The following is a 17,197-nucleotide window of genomic DNA, read 5'->3' on the forward strand; positions in this document are numbered from 1 at the left end:
GCCAGGGGTGACCGGCGCCGCTCCGGTCACCCCTGGCGCAGTCCTGGGGTTCCGGCACGAGTGCGCGCCGCCGAGGGTCGTCGCGCCGAGGGAACCCCTGCGGGACAGGGGGTCCGGCGGCGGTGGTGCGGCCGGAGCGGGGAGGTGCCGGGTGTGGTCGGGGACTGGTCGAGGTTGATAGTTAGGAAACTTTCCTATCTATTGGAAGAAATGACACCATCCCGGACGGGCTGGTGTCAATACCGGACCGCTCGATCACTGTCCGTCAACCCGACCGCTCGCCAGCACCGACCGGCCCGCATCGGGGATCAGCCGAGCAGCCACGCGAACTCTCGGCGGCGGCCCAGCTCCGCCACCGCCTGCTCGGCGGCGTCCTTCGTCAACGCGGGGATCACGATGAAGTTCTTCTCGGAGAACTCGACGGGCCGGGGTTCTTTGCGGCGGTGGACGAGGTCGTCGAGGTCGTCCCACCCGACCGCCTCGGCGAGCCGCCGCAGGTCGTGGAAGGTGACCGGGAACCGGCGTTCGCCGTACCGCAGCGAGGCGGACAGGGTGCCGAGCTCGCCGATCCGGGTCCAGTCGGCGCCGGCCGGCACGTCGAGCGACCAGGTCGACTCGGGCCCGGGGCCGAGTCGCAGCAACCAGTCCAGGTCACCGCTGCGCGCGAGCCGATCACCGGCCTGCGCGACCTGCTCCCTGCTCACTTCCGGCACCAGGACGACATTCGGCTCGTAGAACGGCGCCGACTCGTTCACGAGGTCGGCGTCCTGGACGATCCGGTACGGGTCGTAGACGATCGCCGGGAACCGGCGCCCGGCGTGGTCGAGGGCGACGTGCAGCAGCACACCTCGGTCCGCGGCTTCCAACCAGGCGAAGTCGTCGAGGTCTTCGGGCAGGGCCAGCGTCCATCGGCCGTTCACGCCGATCAGTTTCTCCGCCCGGTCAACCGGTTTGGCCGGCGTGACCCGCGAGGAAGCGAGACGAGAACTTCAGCCCGCGATGTCCGCCCGCGCGATCACCTTCGTGATCTTCGCCCGAACGAGCGATTCCTCCGGCACGGCGTTGCGCTTGCCGTACGCCTCGGCCTGGTCCGCGCCCATGTAGCGGCCGCCGAGCCGGGTCGCCCATTCGAGCATCTCGTCGAGGTCGTGGTGCAGCGTCGCCTCGGCCGTGAACTGCACGTAGGAATACGGCGGCTTCTGGTCGTCGACGGCCAGCGACAGCCGCGGCTCGCGGCGCAGCGCCTTGCCCTTCAGCGTGTCCGTGCCCGTGGTGAACACGATTTCGTCACCGTCGGGGCCCTCGTTCAGCAGAAACCAGATCGGCGTGACGATCGGGGCCCCGTTGGCGCGAACGATCCCCAGCATCCCCGTCCGCGTGCCTTCGGTCGCGAACGCCCACCACTCGGCCCTGCTCATCTCACGCATGTGGGTCACGCTAGCCGTCCGCGTGTGCGGGCGCCTGAGCAGTCCGACTAGCCTGGCCTGCTGTGCGAGACGACGAGATGGGGTTAGCGGGCCTGGCCGACGAGGGGCTGACCCGCCGGCTGAAGGCGCTCGCGTGCACCGCGCCGTTGCACGACCTCGACGCGCGCAAGGCCAAGCTCGACTGGGCCGACGCGACGATCTATCAGATGGCCGAGATCGCGCTGCACACCATCGACCAAGTAACCATCGCCATGGACTTCGACACGGGTGCGGGCCACGACCAGGTCATCGACCGGTTGCTCCCGTTCATCTCGCAGCAGGCGCCTTCGCGCACACCGTTCGAGCACGTGCGCGTGGCGAAGTGGGTGCTCGACAACCTGATCAACGTCGGCACCACCGACCGCGGCTTCCGGCGCGTCTACGGCTCGATGGGCCCCGGCGGCTACCAGCGCCGCCAGTTCGACTTCAAGCTGCTCGTCGAGCTGGCCGCCCCGGACGGCGAGGTCTACCTGCGCGCCACCGACGAGGCCATCAACGTGCTCGTCGGCGCGCTGGACACCGACGTCGAGTCGGCCCAGATCGCGGCCGAGGTGAAGCTCGAGAACCTGATCAACCGCGGCCGGCTCGCCGACGCGAAGCTCGCCGCCGAGCAGGCGCGCTACCGCACCGTGCAGTACGGCGAGACCCTGCGTGCCAAGCTCGACGCCACGCGCCGCGACGTGCGCGCCGTCGATTGGGAGCTCGAGGTGCCGGACCTGATCGACTCCGCGCTCGGGCACATCGAGTCCCGCTTCCGCGCGGAGAACGCGATCCTCAAGAACATCACCACCGCGCGCGACGAGTCCGAGGAACTGGACCACAAGCGGCGCGCGGCCGAGCTCGTCGACATCGTCGCCGACTGCATCCGCCGCCACACACGCCTGCAGTCGCGCCTGGCCGCCGCCGGCGCCGTGTTCCGCGCCGAGCAGGACCGCCAGCAGTTCTCCGGCCCGCCGCAGCGCGCGACGATCGACCTGTTCGGCCAGCTGCTCGTCCCGACGCTCGGCCTGCCGCTGGCCGACGCCCTCGCGCCCGCCGAGCACTTCTTCCACGCTGTCGCGGGCATCACGCCGCCCGCGGTGCCCGCGTTGTCCTCGCTCGTCTCGCTGCTGCTGCGGCCCGCACCGGAGCGCGACCAGCTCGTCGGCGAGATCCCCGAACCCGAGCTGATGCCGGCCGAGGACACCGACCGCTTCGGCGACGACGTGTGGCGCCTCGCCGACGACCTGCTCGACCTGCCCGACGTGCCGCGCCGCCTGTCGGGCCTGCTGGAGGACGCGCGCCGCACGAAGCAACCCGGTCTGGCGACCCTGGTCGCGCTGCGCGCCCTGCACGCCTACAGTCCCGAGGTCGGCGCCGCGCGCCGCCAGGGGGAACGCCACGTGCTGCTGGCCGTCGACGACGGCACGCTGCTCGTCGACCCCGAGTTCGGCGGCGCCGACCTGCTGCTGTCCACCGCCGAGGTCGAACGCGCCGAAGAGAACACCGAAGACAGCGAGGAGGTCGCCTGATGCCCGTGACCCACACGAGTGTCGACGCCGAGGCCGCCGCGCGCCTGGTCGCGTTCGGCATGCGCCCGAAGCAGCTGCCCGCCCGCGACGTCGTCTACGGCGAGCTGGTGCGCCGCTACGCCGAGGACAACGCGTTCAAGGCACTCGCGCACGCCGTCGCGTCGGGCCTGGGGCTGATGGTGCTGGAGGTCAACCAGCAGGCGGGCGCCGTGCTGGCCGCCGTCGACGAGTCGATCTTCGAGATCAAGATGGACAGCTACGCGCGCCAGGCCAAGATCCGCGAACGCCGCGAGACGGAGAAGGTCATCCACGGCCTCATCCACCTCGCCGCCGCGGCGCTGGCCTACCCGCGGCCCGACGACCTCGCCAACGACACCTACATCGGCCGCGTGAGCGTGGAGCAGGTCGACGCGATGGTCCGCGAGGCCGCGCGCATGCTCGACGAGCGCGCGCAGCAGGCCGAGGCCAACAACGACCCGCTGGCCGACGCGCCGGAGCTGGAGCAGGCGTGGCGCGCCTACGCCCGGCGCCCGGCCGCGGCGGCCACGAAGGACGGCCGCATGGCCGCCGACACCACCCGGGGCATGGTCGCGCGCGCCCTGCGGTTCCTCGCCGACCAGGGCTTCCTGGTGCCGGTGAGCGACGAGCAGGGCGGCACCTACCGCACCACGCCGCGGTATCAGATCCAGGTGCGCGAGCTGGCCGCCGACGCGGCGTTCGACGACCTGCTCGCGCTCGACGTCGTCGCGGTCGCGAGCGCGGGGGGAACGCTGCGCGCGGCCTCTTCGGACACGTTGCAGTAGAGGGGATTCGATGTACGAGCTTTCGCGGGTCCGCCTGCACTCGGTGGGCCCCGCGGGCGCCCGCTACCAGGACGTGGTGCTGGACTTCAGCGGCGTCGGCGCCACCATCACCGCGCCGAAGCAGGACGCGCTGTTCAGCGCCGGCATCCACGCCGGGGGACCGGTGCGCCGGCCCTCGCCCGCGAGCGTGCTGTTCCTGGAGAACGGCGGTGGCAAGTCGGTGCTGATCAAGCTGATCTTCTCCGTGATGCTGCCCGGCCGCCGCCAGGTGGTCGGGACCACGAGCACGAAGGTGCTGGAGAAGTTCGTGGCGGCCAAGGACGTCTCGCACGTGGCGCTGGAGTGGCTGCACGTGGAGACCGGGCACCGCGTGATCACCGGCAAGGTCTCGGAGTGGCGCGGGCACGTGACGTCGGCGGACTCGGAGAACCTCGTGGACTCCTGGTACTGCTTCCGCCCCACGCAGGAGCTCGGCCTCGACTCGCTGCCGCTGACCGCGGACGGCCGGCTGCTCACGATGTCCGGCTTCCACGACCGGATCGCCGCGGCGGCCATGGCCGAGCCGGAGCTGGAGCTGTCCTGGACGCGGCGCCACCACGAGTGGACCGGCCGGCTCGACTCGCTCGGCCTCGACACCGAGCTGTTCCGCTACCAGCGCGCGATGAACGCGGGCGAGGGCGAGGCGGCCGACGCGTTCCAGTTCTCCACCGACGAGGCGTTCGTGGAGTTCCTGCTGCGTGCAGTGCTGTCGGAGGACGAGCCGAAGGATCTCGCCGAGGTCGTGTCGACGTATGCGCACAACCTCGCGCAGCGCGGCGATCTGCTGGCGGAGAAGGACTTCGTGGAGGGCGCGCTCGAGCTGCTCGGCCCGCTCGCCGACGAGGAGTGCGTGGCCGTCGCGTCGCGCCGGATCGCCGAGTCGGCCCGCGCCGACCTGCGTGAGCTCGCCGGCCGGATCCACGCGCGCAACGAGCTGGAGAACGCGCGGCTGTCCGGGCTCGAAGAACACGTCGACGAGGTGAAGTCGGCGGAGAAGCTGGCCGAGGGCGACCACCGCCGGCTCGCCGCGGGCGTGACCGAGCTGCGGCGGCTCGTGGCCGTGCTGCGGCTGGAGGAGGCGCAGGAAGCGCGCCAGCGCGTGGACGCCGAGCTCGCCGACGCGAAGACGGCGGCCGAGGCGTGGCGCGAGACCGCGACCGTGCTGAACCACCTGAACGCCTCCCGCAAGGCGAAGGACCTGCGTGAGCTCGTCGGCAACCGCGAGGAGAAGGCGAAGCCCGCGCTGGCGGCTCGCAACTCCGCGGCGTCGGCGCTGGCGCGTGGCCTCACGGCGCTGGCCCGCGACGCGCAGCGCCAGGCGGACAAGGCCGAGGCCCACGCCGGCGCTTTGCGTGTGGAGGCGGAGAAGGCGCAGACCGATCGGGACGAGGCCGCGAACCTGGCGGCGTCTCGGCGAGCCGAGGCGCGCGGGCTGTCGTCGCGGATCGCCGAGCTGCGCGAGGAAATCTCGACGTCGGTCCGAAGTGGACTGTTGGCGGCCGGCGCGGACGTCACGGAAGCTTCGCGCGCGGCCCGCGGGCAAGCCGACGAGTCGGCGGCCGAGCTGGGCCGGCGTGAGCAGGAGCTCGACCGCGCGGCGGAGGATCTGCAGGCGGCGCAACGGGCCGTGAACGAGGCGAACCAGCTCGCCGGGTCCACTCAGGACCGTCTGGTGCGCGCGGCAGAGGACCTCGACCGGGCGCACCGCCGGACGGACGCGCTCGCCGTCGAACCCCGGCTCGTCGAGCTGCTCGGCGCCGACGACGTGCGCCTGGAAAGCGACCTTCCTGTTCTGCTGCAACGGCTTCGGGAAGCGAGCGCGGCCGTCGAGAAGGAGCAGACGGCGCTGCGGATGGAGGAGTCGGCCGACGAGCGTGCGCTGGCCGCGCTCGGCTCCGGCGGGCTGCTCCCGCCGCCGCACGACGTGCAGGCCGCGCTGGACGCCCTGGAAGAAGCCGGGATCACGGCGTGGTCCGGCTGGCGCTACCTGTCCAAACTGGACGCCGGCCGCCGCGCCGACGTGCTGGAGCGCCTGCCGCAGCTCGTCGCGGGCGTGCTGCTGAACGACGCCGCGCAGGTGCCGCGGGCGCGTGAGGTGCTGGCCGCCGGGCGGCTGCTGCCCAGTGCGGTGATCGCGGTCGGCACCACGGAGGCGTTCCAGAGCGACGACGGCGAGGCCGCGGCGGGCGTGGAGTTCCTCGTGCCGCCGAACCCGGCGATGTACGACGAGGAAGCGGCCGACACCGAACGCGAGGCCGTGGCACTGCGGCACGCCGAACGCCAGCGGCGGCTGGAGCAGCTCGCCGGCGCGCTCGCCACCGACGGCGCGCTCACGTGGAAGCTCACGACCTGGCGCGAGGACTACCCGGCCGGGGCGATCGCCACGCTCGCGGAGCAGGCCGAAAGTGCCCGTGTGGCAAGGGAAACCGGGCAGACCGCGCTCGGGCAGGCGGAGGCGGAGTTCGCGCGGCTGAGCGAAAAAGCGGCGGCGCTGCGCGAGCGCGTGCCGGCTTTGCGGCTGGCTGTGGCCGAGGGCGAGGAGAAGGCCCGCCGGCTGGGTGAGCTCACGACCCGGGCCACGCGCGTCGCCGAGTGGACCGAGGAAGTCGAGCGGGCCACGGAGATCGCGGAGCGCGCCGAGGCCACGGCGGCCGACGCGGCGGCTCGCGCGGCGCGGCTGCGCGAGCAGGCGGGGGAGGAGCAGCGGACCGCGGACGGGCACCGCCGCACGGCGACTACCGCGCGGTCGGAGCTGGCCGAAGTCCCGGGGGCGGCGGAGGTGACCGAGGACGCCGAGGCGCCGGCCGAGCCCGTGGATGCGCTGCGGAGGACGTTCGCGTCAGCCTCGGAGGCCTACGCGAAGGTGGAGGTCGGGAGCGACCTGCGCGCGGAGCTGGAGCAGGCCGAGTCGGCGGAAGCCGCGGCGGGCTCGGCGCTCGAAGCGCTGGACGAAGCCGTGCGCACGCGGGCGGCGGAGCTGCTGGAGACACCGGACGGCTCGGACGCTTCGGCTCGCGCCGCCGCGTTGGCCCGCGCGCGCCGCGTTGTCGACTCCGTCGAGGAGGACCGCACCGAGGCGATCGGGCAGGTGTCCACGCGGCGGGCGGAGCTGGACGTGCTGCCGCTGCAGACGGGCGCGGCCTCGCCCGCCGAGCGGCCCCGCGACATCGAGCACGGCCTGGAGCTGATCGACGCCGCTTCGCTGGAGGTTTCGGCGGCGGCGCGCACGTGGGAAGAGCTGCAGGAGCGGCGCGCGGCGGCGGAGGCGACGCTGGACGCGGCGAAGGCGTCGGCGTCCGGCTTCGGGCTGCTCGGCGAATCGCTCGCGCACCTGCTGCCGGAGGACCCGGCCGAGGCGTACGACGGTGACGTGGAATCGGCCCGCACCAAGCATTCGCAGCTGAACACCGTGCTGATGACCGCGCAGGAAGCCGCCGACGCGGGCGACCGCCGGGTGCGCGCGGCCGCCGACCAGCTGGCGCAGTACGCCACGGAGAAGCGCTTCGAAAAGCTGAGCACGCCCGTGCGCCAGCAGGTGATCGCCGTGAAGCGCGACCAGCTGCCGGGCCACGCGGCCGAATGGGCCGAGGCGCTGCGGCCGCGGCTGCGCACGCTCACCGACGACCTCGCCCAGATCGACCGGCACCGCGGCGGCATCATCACGCGCCTGCAGGGCATGGTCGACGGCGCGTTGCGCACCCTGCGCTCGGCCCAGCGCGTGTCGCGGCTGCCCGACGGCCTCGGCGACTGGTCGGGCCAGGAGTTCCTGCGCATCCGTTTCACGGAGCTCGAGGACAACGTGCTGGCCGAGAAGCTCGGCGAGGTCGTGGACGAGGCCGCGGTGGGCAAGACGGCCGACGGCCGCGACGTGAAGCGCGACGGCCTTTCGCTCGTGCTGCGCGGCGTGCAGGTGTCCGCGCCCAAGGGTTTCCGCGTCGACATGCTGAAGCCGGACTCCGTGCTGCGCACCGAGCGTCAGCGTGTGTCGGAGATCCGCGACGTGTTCTCCGGCGGCCAGCAGCTCACCGCGGCGATCATCCTGTACTGCACGCTCGCGTCGCTGCGCGCGAACAACCGCGGCAAGGCCCGCAACCGCCACTCCGGCGTGCTGTTCCTGGACAACCCGATCGGCCGCGCGTCGGCGGGCTACCTGCTGGAGCTGCAGCGCGCCGTCGCGGAGGCGCTGGGCGTGCAGCTGATCTACACGACGGGCCTGTTCGACGCCGGCGCGCTCGCGGAGTTCCCGCTCATCGTCCGCCTGCGCAACGACGCCGACCTGCGCGCCGGGCGCAAGTACCTGTCGGTGGACTCGACCGTCCGCAACTCCCTGGAGGACCTCGGCGAGCCGGACGGGGTGGCCCGCCTCTCGGCGACGCGGATGTTCGCGAAGGTGAGTGAGCCGGTCTCCGAGCCGGCCGAGGATTCCGCTGTGGACGAACAACCCGCGTGACGCGGAACAGTGCCGAGGCCGGGGGAGTTGCCCCCGGCATGAGCGAACTGGGCCCACTGGGTGCGGCGATACCGGCGTTCGACACCACGGACTCGGCGGCCGCGATCGCCGCGGCCGTGCGGCTGGAGGACCTCGGCTACTCCACCTTGTGGATGCCGGGCGGCCAAGGCGACAACCTGGCGCTCGTCCCGGATCTTGTCCGCGCGACCCGGCGGATCACCGTGGCCAACGGGATTCTCTCCGTGGACCAGGTCCCGGCCGCCGAGGTGGCGACGGTGTACCGGGCGCTGGCGGCCACGCACCCCGGCCGCTGGCTGCCCGGCCTCGGCGGCGCCCACGGCCCCCGTCCCCTCGCGACGCTCACGGCGTACCTCGACGAGCTGGACACCGCGGTCCCCGCTTCAGGGCGCGTGCTGTCCGCTCTGGGCCCCCGCATGCTCGAATTGGCCCGCGACCGCGCTTCGGCCGCGTACCCGTTCCTCGTGACGCCCGACTACGTCGCCTCCGCGCGCGAGCTGCTCGGCGCCGGCACGCGCCTGGCGGTGCTGGTCACCGTCGTCGCGGAGCCCGACCCGGCCCGCGCCCGCGACCTCGTGCGCGGCGGCTCGCTGCGCTTCCTCGCCGGCGTCCCGGGTTACGCCGCCAACTTCCGCCGCATGGGCTTCACCCCCGCCGACGTCGCCGACCTGTCCGACCGCCTCGTCGACGGGGTCACCGTCCACGGCTCGTTCGACACGGTGATTGCCCGGCTGCGCGAGTACCGGGCCGCGGGTGCCGACCAGGTGGTGGTGTCGCTGGACGGCCTGCCCGAATCGTGGCACGGCGACCTGGTGGCCGCGCTGGGTTAGTCCTTGCGGCCGGTGAACGCGAGCGTCGTGCCGAGGCCGATCATCACCAGGCCGCCGGTGCCGCCGACGAGTTCGAGGCGGCGGGGTGAGCGGGTGAACCACGTGCGGGCCGTGCCGGCGACCAGGGCCCACGCGGTGTCCGACGCGAGCGCGATCACCGGGAGGCAGAGGCCGAGCAGCAGCATCTGCGCGGGCACCGAGCCGGCGGCCGGGGCGACGAACTGGGGCAGCAGCGCGGCCAGGAAGACAATGGACTTGGGGTTCGCGAAGCCGACGATGAAGCCGTCGCGCAGCACGGTCACCGTGCGGCCCGGGGTGGTGCGCACGGCCGCGGCCATGGCGTCGGCGAGCTTGCGGCGCTTGCGGATCGCCTGCACGCCCAGGTAGACGAGGTAGAGCGCGCCCGCGAGCTTGATCGCGGTGAAGACGGTGGCGGACGTCGTGACGACCGCGCCCAGCCCGAACGCGATGGCCACCACCTGCATGTAGACGCCGGTGGCGTTGCCCAGCACGGTGAGCAGCGCGTCGCGGCGGCCCACGGTGAGCGCGCGGCTGATGGTGAACAGCACGCTGGGCCCGGGGACCACGACCATGAGGAACGTCAGGGCGGCGAAGGCCGCGAAGTGCGCAGGCGTGACCATCTCCCGAGCGTAGAACGCGCGGCCGGGTCGGGACGAGACGTTTTTGTCGGACCCCGCTGGTACAACGAGCGCGTGAAGATCTCCCTCGCGCAGCGCCGCGCCCGGCTCGGCGTGCGCCACCACCTCGCGGCTCCCGCGGCCACCGTCGAGGAGGCCGCCGGCGGGGTCGTCGCCCTGCACGCGACCGACCCGGCTTCGGTGTTCCTCGCCGCGTGGGCGCGGGTGCCGGAAGTGGGCGTGGCCGATGTCGAGCGCGCGCTGTACGAAGACCGCACGTTGTTGCGGCTCCTCGGCATGCGCCGCACGGTGTTCGTCACCGAGGTGGCCACGGCCGCGCTCGTCCAGGCCGGCTGCGCGAGCGATATCGCCGTGAAGCAACGGAAACTGCTCGAACAGCACCTCGGCACGGTCGGGCATCCCACCAATGTGGAGGATCCACCGAGCTGGCTCGCCGACGTCGCCGCGAGCGTCGAGAAAGCCTTGCGCGCCAGGGGATCCGCCACCGCGCAGGACCTGGTCGACGACGAACCGCGCCTGCGCCAGCAGCTCCACATGGCCAAGGGCAAGCCGTACGCGGCGATCGGCAACGTCACCAGCCGCGTGCTCTTCCAGCTCGCCGTCGACGGCCGCATCGTGCGCGGGCGCCCGCGCGGCAGCTGGCTCAGCACGCAGTACCACTGGGCCCCGCTCGACGGCTGGCTCCCCGGCGGCCTGCCCCCGGTCCCGCCCGCCGACGCCCGTGCCGAACTCGCACGGCGCTGGCTGCGCGCCTTCGGCCCGGCACCCGTCGCCGACCTGCGCTGGTGGACCGGCTGGACGGCCGGCCAGACCAAACAGGCCCTCACCGCCGTCGCCCCTGCCGAGGTCGACCTCGACGGCGAACCCGGCATTGTCCTGCCCGATGACCTCGAGCCCGTCCCCGAACCGGCGCCCTGGGTCGCCCTCCTCCCCGCCCTCGACCCGACGCCCATGGGCTGGTCCGCCCGCGACTGGTACCTCGGCCCCCACCGCCCCGCCCTCTTCGACCGCAGCGGCAACATCGGCCCCACCGCCTGGTGCGACGGCCGCGTCGTCGGCGCCTGGGCCCAGCGCCCGACCGGCGAGGTCGTGCTGCGCCTCCTGGAGGACGTCGGCGCCGACCGGGCGGCAGCCCTGGAAGCCGAAGCCGCCCGCCTGACGACGTGGCTGGGGGATACGCGCGTGGTGCCGAAGTTCCGCACCCCGGCCGAACGCGAGCTGTCCACGTGAGCACGCCGACGAGCAGCCCGGCCGTCCGGGCATCACCGCCGGCTCGACGGGTCACCTCGCGAAGCGCCCGAGAGCTACGGGGCCCGGCCGTCGACAACGGCTGAGCCGGGCGGCCGCAACCCCCGGTTTCCGCGGCGACCCGCCGCGCTCGTGACCGATGCCCGGCCGGTCTCGACTCCTTGGCGAGCCCGGCCGCACCCGCGAGGCGCGGCCGCTGCCGGAGGCAGCACCCCGCGCATCCCGCTCACGACGCGCCCGGACCCGCCCACTCTGATCCCGACCTTCCGGACTCCACCACCCGTCAGGCCACCGCGTGAACCGCGGCACCAAGACCGATCAAGCGCGTGGTCCGCACCCCCTCCTGTGACACCGCCGGTTTTCCTGTCGCAAGCTCGTGAGCTGGCTTCTTAATCGATTCTTGACGGTTCGGCGCAGTGGTGGAAGTCTCGTCGGGGCAGTCAGGGTCGGCCGTGCCCGCACGCTAGGGTTGCGCCGAGCCCGGAAGTCTTCCGGGGCGTGGGCCCCGGTTCGAATGCACACAGCAGTGATCACGACAAGAGGAGTGGCAGCAGTGACCGTTCGCGTAGGTGTCAACGGCTTCGGCCGGATCGGCCGCAACTTCTTCCGCGCCGTGAAGGCGAGCGGTCACGACATCGAGGTCGTCGCGTTCAACGACCTCGGCGACGTCGCGACGATGGCCCACCTGCTCAAGTACGACACCATCCTTGGCCGCTTCCCGGGCGAGGTCAGCCTGAGCGACGACGGCATCGTCGTCGACGGCAAGACCATCAAGGCCCTGGCGGAGCGCGACCCGGCGAACCTGCCGTGGGGCGACCTGGGCGTGGACGTCGTCGTCGAGTCGACGGGCTTCTTCACCAACGCCGACGCCGCGAAGGCCCACATCGCCGGCGGCGCCAAGAAGGTCATCATCTCCGCGCCCGCCAAGGGCGAGGACCTGACCATCGTGCTGGGCGTGAACGACGACAAGTACGACGGCTCGCAGGTCATCATCTCCAACGCCTCCTGCACCACCAACTGCCTCGGCCCGCTGGCCAAGGTCCTGCAGGACGCGTTCGGCATCGAGCAGGGCCTGATGACCACCATCCACGCGTACACGCAGGACCAGAACCTGCAGGACGCGCCGCACAAGGACCTGCGCCGCGCCCGCGCCGCCGCGATGAACATCGTGCCGACCTCCACCGGTGCCGCGAAGGCCATCGGCCTGGTGCTGCCGGAGCTGCAGGGCAAGCTCGACGGTTACGCGCTGCGCGTCCCGGTGCCGACCGGCTCGGCCACCGACCTCACCGTCACGCTGACCAAGCCGGCGACGCTCGAAGAGGTCAACGCCGCGTACAAGGCCGCCGCCGAGGGCGCGCTGTCGGGCTACCTGCGCTACAACGAGGACCCGATCGTGTCGGCCGACATCGTCACCGACCCGGCGTCGTGCATCTACGACGCGCCGCTGACCAAGGTCATCGGCAACCAGGTCAAGGTCGTCGGCTGGTACGACAACGAGTGGGGCTACTCCAACCGCCTCGCCGACCTGGTCAAGCTCGTCGGTTCGAAGCTCTCCTGAACCCGATGACGGTCAAGAACCTCGAAAACCTGCTGAGCGAGGGTGTTCAGGGCCGCTACGTACTCGTACGCAGCGACCTGAACGTCCCGCTCGACGGGGACCGGATCACCGACGACGGCCGCGTCCGCGCGGCCCTGCCGACGATCGAGAAGCTCGTCGGCGCGGGCGCCAAGGTCGTCGTCACGGCGCACCTGGGCCGCCCCAAGGGCGAGCCCGACCCGAAGTACACGCTCGCGCCCGTCGCGAAGCGGCTGGGCGAGCTGCTCGGCACTGAGGTCCCGCTCGCCGGTGACCTCGTGGGCGACTCGGCCAAGGCGCTCGTCGGCGGTCTCGCCGACGGCGGCGTCGCACTGCTGGAGAACGTGCGCTTCGACGCGCGCGAGACCAGCAAGGACGCCGTGGACCGTTCCGAGCTGGCCGCCGAGCTGGCCGCGCTCGTTCCCGGCGGGGCGTTCGTGTCCGACGGGTTCGGCGTGGTGCACCGCAAGCAGGCCTCGGTCTACGAGATCGCCGCGGTGCTGCCGGCGTACGCGGGCGGCCTCGTGCTGGCCGAGCTCGACGTGCTGAAGAAGCTCACCGACGACGTCAAGCGCCCCTACGTGGTGGTGCTCGGCGGCGCGAAGGTGTCGGACAAGCTCGGCGTGATCGCCAACCTGCTGACGAAGGTCGACCGCCTGCTCATCGGCGGCGGCATGGCCTACACCTTCCTCAAGGCCCAGGGCCACGAGGTGGGCCAGTCGCTGCTGCAGGCCGACCAGCTGGACCAGGTGTCGGGTTTCCTCGCCGAGGCGGAGAAGCGCGGTGTGGAGCTCGTGCTGCCGGTCGACGTGCTGGCCGCCACCGAGTTCGCGGCCGACGCCGAGCAGGAGGTCGTGGCCGCCACGGCCATCCCGGCCGACCGCCAGGGCCTCGACATCGGCCCGGAGAGCCGCGAGCTGTTCGCGAGCAAGCTGGCCGACGCGGCAACCGTGTTCTGGAACGGCCCGATGGGCGTGTTCGAGTTCGAGGCGTTCTCGGGCGGCACCCGTGCCGTGGCCGAGGCGCTGGTGAAGAGCGACGCGTTCACCGTGGTCGGCGGCGGTGACTCGGCGGCCGCGGTGCGGCAGCTGGGCCTGCCGGAGGACGGCTTCTCCCACATCTCCACGGGCGGCGGCGCCTCCCTGGAGTACCTGGAGGGCAAGGAACTGCCCGGCGTTTCGGCGTTGGAGGAGAAGCACTAGTGGCACGCAAGCCGTTGATCGTCGGCAACTGGAAGATGAACCTGAACCACCTCGAGGCCATCGCCTTGGTTCAGAAGATCGCCTTCGCGCTGCCGCAGAAGTACTACGCGAAGGTGGACGTGGCGGTGCTGCCGCCGTTCACGGACATCCGCAGCGTGCAGACCCTTACCGACGGCGACAAGCTGTCGCTCACCTACGGCGCGCAGGACGTGTCCCCGCACGACTCCGGTGCCTACACCGGTGACGTGTCGGGCCTGATGCTCGCGAAGCTGGGCTGCACCTACGTCACCATCGGCCACTCGGAGCGGCGCGAGTACCACGCCGAGACCGACGAGCTGGTCAACAAGAAGGTGCGCGCGGCCGTCAAGCACGGGATCACGCCGATCCTGTGCGTCGGCGAGAAGCTCGAGGTCCGCGAGGCCGGCGAGCACCACTCGCACGCGACGACCCAGCTGATCGAGGGCCTCAAGGGGCTCAAGGCCGAGCAGGTCAAGGACGTCGTCGTGGCCTACGAGCCGGTGTGGGCCATCGGCACCGGCAAGGTCGCGACGCCGGCCGACGCCGAGGAGGTCTGCAAGACCATCCGCACGGTGCTGGCGGAGAAGTACGGCGACGAGGTCGCTTCGGCCGTTCGGGTGCTTTACGGCGGTTCGGTGAAGTCGGGCAACGTGGGCGAGCTGGTGGGCTGCGAGAACATCGACGGTGCTCTCGTGGGTGGCGCGAGCCTCGATGGTGACGAGTTCACCAAACTCTGCGCACTCGCGGCGGGTGGCCCCCTGCCCTGATCGAGGCCACTACCGGGTAACCTGTGTATCCGGTCCGTCACACAGCAGTGGACGAGTCCAGGGGTACGGTGATATTCGAGCCGTACCCCTGCATTCTCCGAAGAGCACAGAGGATGACATGAAGCTGTTCCTGCAAATCTTGTTGATCGTCTCCAGCGTGCTGCTGGTCGTGGCCGTGCTGCTCCACCGCGGCCGGGGTGGCGGTCTGTCGTCGCTGTTCGGCGGCGGTATGCAGTCCAGCCTCTCGGGCTCGAGCGTGGCCGAGAAGAACCTCGACCGGATCACCCTGCTGCTGGGTGCCATCTGGCTGATCAGCATCGTGGGCCTCGGCCTGCTGCTCAAGGTCTGACCGGACTCCCCGCTCGGGGCCGGCGAGTCAGGGGCTCCGTGTGCATCGGCGTGCCTATTGGGGGGCGCGCCGCCGATTCCTAGGTGTGAGGATTCATGGTTGGCGGTAACGCGATTCGAGGCACCCGGGTGGGTGCCGGTCCTTCGGGCGAATCGGAGCGGGGTGAGTCGGCGCCGCGGCGCCGCATCTCCTATTGGTGTGCAAACGGCCACGAGGCCCGCCCGTCGTTCGCGATGGAGGCCGAAATCCCCGACGAGTGGGACTGCCCGCGCTGCGGTCTGCCCGGCGGACAGGACGAGCAGAACCCGCCCGCCGCGCCCCGCACCGAGCCCTACAAGACGCACCTCGCGTACGTCAAGGAGCGCCGCAGCGACGCCGACGGCGAAGCGATCCTCGCCGAGGCCCTCGAGCGTCTGCGTCAGCGCCGGGAACTGATCTAGGTTTTCCCTGTCGGAAACCACCGACCAGGCCGATTCGATTCGGCTCTGGCCGGTGGTTTTCGCGTTTCCGGGGGTTTGGCGCCGGCTTGAGTACTGGTGGCGAGGCTGCTCCCGGTGCGGGCGCTCGTGGCTCGGCGCCGTACGGTGCGGTCGCCTGAGCGCGGGCCAGGGTTGAAACCTCTTCTCCGGCAAGCCCTTCGAGGCCGCGAGCGGGAGTTGTGCACACCCGGGAAACCCCCGAACGCGGCGAAGGGGTGGCACCCAGACGCAGCCGGATCGCGGCGCGCGCTGGGGCCACCCCTTCGACCTACGGGGGACCGGGGAAGGTCAGAGGGTCAGCGGTCCAGGGGATACCTGGCCCGCACGCGGAAACCGCCGTCTTCGGTGTCCGAGGTTTCGAAGCTGCCGCCCAGGAGGCGGGCGCGTTCGGCGAGGCCGGTGAGGCCGTGGCCGCCCGAGGGGAGGTGTTCGCCGGCGCGTTCGGCGCGTTCGTTGCGGACCTCGATGTTCAGGGCGCCGCTGCCGCCCTGGATGCGGATGGTGGCGGTGGCGCCGGGGGCGTGCTTGTGGACGTTGGTGAGGCACTCCTGCACGGTGCGGTACGCGGCGGCCGACACCTGGCTCGGCACGGTGTCCGGCAGGCGCTCGACGGTCAGGTGGACCGGGACGTCGGCGGTGCGGATCAGGTGGTCCAGCTCGCCGATGCCGGGGCGCGGGCCGTCGTCCTCGGCGCCGGAGCGCAGCACGCTCACCAGCGAACGCAGCTCCTCCAGCGTGCGGGTCGAGAGCTGACGGATGACCTGCGCGGTCTGCAGCGAGGGGCCGTCGGTGGCCTGGGCCTGCAGCGCGCCGGCCTGCATGGCGATGAGGGTGATCTGGTGGGAGACGACGTCGTGCATCTCGCGGGCCAGGCGGGCGCGCTCCTCGGCGCGCACGGCGTCGGCGTGGAAGCGGCGTTCGCGGTCGCGGCTCTTGGCCAGCTCGGCGAGCTTCGCGGAGATCTCCGCTCGGGCGCCGATCAGCAGGCCGATCGCGATGGGCATGCCCGCCACGAGCACGCCGTAGATGCCGTCGAGCACGTGCTCGCGCCAGCTGAGCTGCGCGAAGTCGTCCAGCGGCCACTGCACGAACCGGCAGGTGAACACCAGCCCGGCGCCGACCCACGTCTGCCAGTGGATCTGGCGCTTGGTCGCGAGCGTGCCCAGCGTGATCATCGACGCCAGCTGCGCCCATCCGGCGAGGAACCCCGGCACCGCGAGCACCACCGCGAGGAACGGGAGCTTCCGCCGCAGCACCACCGCGAGACACGCGGCCGCCGACAGGTAGATCGAGTACGGCGGGGCCTTCGGCGGGATCACCAGCCACACGTCGAGCACGGCCAGCAGTACTGCGACGGCCTCAACTCCGACCGTCGTCGCGATCGGCCGGCGCAGCGAAGCGAACGCACCGCGCAGGCTGAACCGCCGGACCCGATCGGCGGCCCCCGCGCCGGGGCTGCCCATCGAGATTCCTGGAATCGAGAGTCCCTCAGTGCTCATGCGGCGACCCCATTCGTCTTGTGGACTTGATGATGAGATGCGCCGGACACCCGATCGGGACGCGCGGCGGGCAACAAATGTGCGGATGCTAACGAGAAGACGTGTGACGACGGTAAGTTTCACCCGGACCCACAACTTTGGTCGTCTGATCTCCATCACTACGGCAATCGGGTGAGGCGAAGACGTCTGACGTCACCTCGTGTCGATCACAACACCCTACGTTCACCTTACGGGTGATCCCACATACTGGTGAGCCGCTTGATGGAGTAGTGGTCACTGCTCC

General features: G+C 71.8%; 14 protein-coding genes. 10 read left to right on the forward strand and 4 right to left on the reverse strand.

The annotated features are described in order from the left end of the window. Positions 1-308 precede the first annotated feature (308 nt). Together ABZU76_RS49335 and ABZU76_RS49340 are read right to left on the reverse strand one after the other, a co-directional pair. Positions 309-920, reverse strand: a complete 612-nt coding sequence (locus ABZU76_RS49335) for a hypothetical protein (RefSeq protein ID WP_354884748.1) — start codon at positions 918-920, stop codon at positions 309-311. Positions 921-989: 69 nt separating this feature from the next. Then, a complete protein-coding gene (locus ABZU76_RS49340) occupies positions 990-1,427 on the reverse strand; it encodes a PPOX class F420-dependent oxidoreductase (RefSeq protein WP_354884751.1) in 438 nt (145 codons plus the stop codon). A gap of 77 nt (positions 1,428-1,504) precedes the next feature. On the opposite strand from ABZU76_RS49340, the gene ABZU76_RS49345 reads away from it, so the two are divergent. Genes ABZU76_RS49345 through ABZU76_RS49360 form a run of 4 tightly spaced genes read left to right on the forward strand, consistent with a single transcriptional unit; the run spans position 1,505 to position 9,117 of the window. Further along, complete coding sequence (locus ABZU76_RS49345) at positions 1,505-2,977, forward strand: hypothetical protein (RefSeq protein WP_354884824.1); 1,473 nt, start codon at positions 1,505-1,507, stop codon at positions 2,975-2,977. Continuing rightward, on the forward strand, positions 2,977-3,780 hold the full coding sequence (locus ABZU76_RS49350; protein WP_354884754.1) for a hypothetical protein: 804 nt from the start codon (positions 2,977-2,979) through the stop codon (positions 3,778-3,780). The genes ABZU76_RS49345 and ABZU76_RS49350 overlap by 1 nt, the downstream gene beginning before the upstream one ends. A gap of 10 nt (positions 3,781-3,790) precedes the next feature. Continuing rightward, entirely contained in the window at positions 3,791-8,269 is a 4,479-nt protein-coding gene (locus ABZU76_RS49355) for a hypothetical protein (RefSeq protein ID WP_354884757.1), read from the forward strand. A gap of 38 nt (positions 8,270-8,307) precedes the next feature. Next, complete coding sequence (locus ABZU76_RS49360) at positions 8,308-9,117, forward strand: TIGR03620 family F420-dependent LLM class oxidoreductase (protein ID WP_354884760.1); 810 nt, start codon at positions 8,308-8,310, stop codon at positions 9,115-9,117. Here the strand turns inward: ABZU76_RS49360 and ABZU76_RS49365 are convergent. Then, positions 9,114-9,758: a LysE family translocator gene (locus tag ABZU76_RS49365; RefSeq protein ID WP_354884763.1), complete on the reverse strand. Its 645-nt coding sequence runs from the start codon at positions 9,756-9,758 to the stop codon at positions 9,114-9,116. The two genes, ABZU76_RS49360 and ABZU76_RS49365, sit on opposite strands and share 4 nt — an antisense overlap. Positions 9,759-9,830: 72 nt before the next feature. Here ABZU76_RS49365 and ABZU76_RS49370 point away from each other — a divergent pair, with 72 nt between their 5' ends. The 6 genes from ABZU76_RS49370 (at position 9,831) to ABZU76_RS49395 (ending at position 15,376) form a co-directional block, all read left to right on the forward strand. Further along, positions 9,831-11,006 (forward strand): winged helix DNA-binding domain-containing protein, encoded by a 1,176-nt coding sequence (locus ABZU76_RS49370; RefSeq protein ID WP_354884766.1) that lies wholly within the window; start codon positions 9,831-9,833, stop codon positions 11,004-11,006. A 571-nt stretch (positions 11,007-11,577) separates the two neighbouring features. Continuing rightward, positions 11,578-12,582 carry a type I glyceraldehyde-3-phosphate dehydrogenase gene (gene gap, locus ABZU76_RS49375; RefSeq protein WP_354884769.1) on the forward strand — a complete coding sequence of 335 codons (1,005 nt, stop codon included), beginning with the start codon at positions 11,578-11,580 and terminating at the stop codon, positions 12,580-12,582. 5 nt (positions 12,583-12,587) lie between these two features. Beyond that, on the forward strand, positions 12,588-13,802 hold the full coding sequence (locus tag ABZU76_RS49380; RefSeq protein ID WP_354884772.1) for a phosphoglycerate kinase: 1,215 nt from the start codon (positions 12,588-12,590) through the stop codon (positions 13,800-13,802). Then, a complete protein-coding gene (gene tpiA, locus ABZU76_RS49385) occupies positions 13,802-14,587 on the forward strand; it encodes a triose-phosphate isomerase (protein ID WP_220238697.1) in 786 nt (261 codons plus the stop codon). The genes ABZU76_RS49380 and tpiA overlap by 1 nt, the downstream gene beginning before the upstream one ends. 118 nt (positions 14,588-14,705) lie before the next feature. Then, positions 14,706-14,936 carry a preprotein translocase subunit SecG gene (gene secG, locus ABZU76_RS49390; protein WP_220238698.1) on the forward strand — a complete coding sequence of 77 codons (231 nt, stop codon included), beginning with the start codon at positions 14,706-14,708 and terminating at the stop codon, positions 14,934-14,936. A 95-nt stretch (positions 14,937-15,031) separates the two neighbouring features. After that, positions 15,032-15,376, forward strand: coding sequence for an RNA polymerase-binding protein RbpA (locus ABZU76_RS49395; RefSeq protein WP_220238699.1), 345 nt, complete (start codon positions 15,032-15,034; stop codon positions 15,374-15,376). Between the two features lie 335 nt (positions 15,377-15,711). Here ABZU76_RS49395 and ABZU76_RS49400 read toward each other — a convergent pair whose 3' ends face one another. Beyond that, entirely contained in the window at positions 15,712-16,914 is a 1,203-nt protein-coding gene (locus tag ABZU76_RS49400) for a histidine kinase (RefSeq protein ID WP_354884776.1), read from the reverse strand. Positions 16,915-17,197 lie beyond the last annotated feature (283 nt).

The organism is Amycolatopsis sp. NPDC005232 (genome assembly GCF_040607795.1).
In the GTDB taxonomy this organism is placed as follows: Bacteria; Actinomycetota; Actinomycetes; order Mycobacteriales; family Pseudonocardiaceae; genus Amycolatopsis.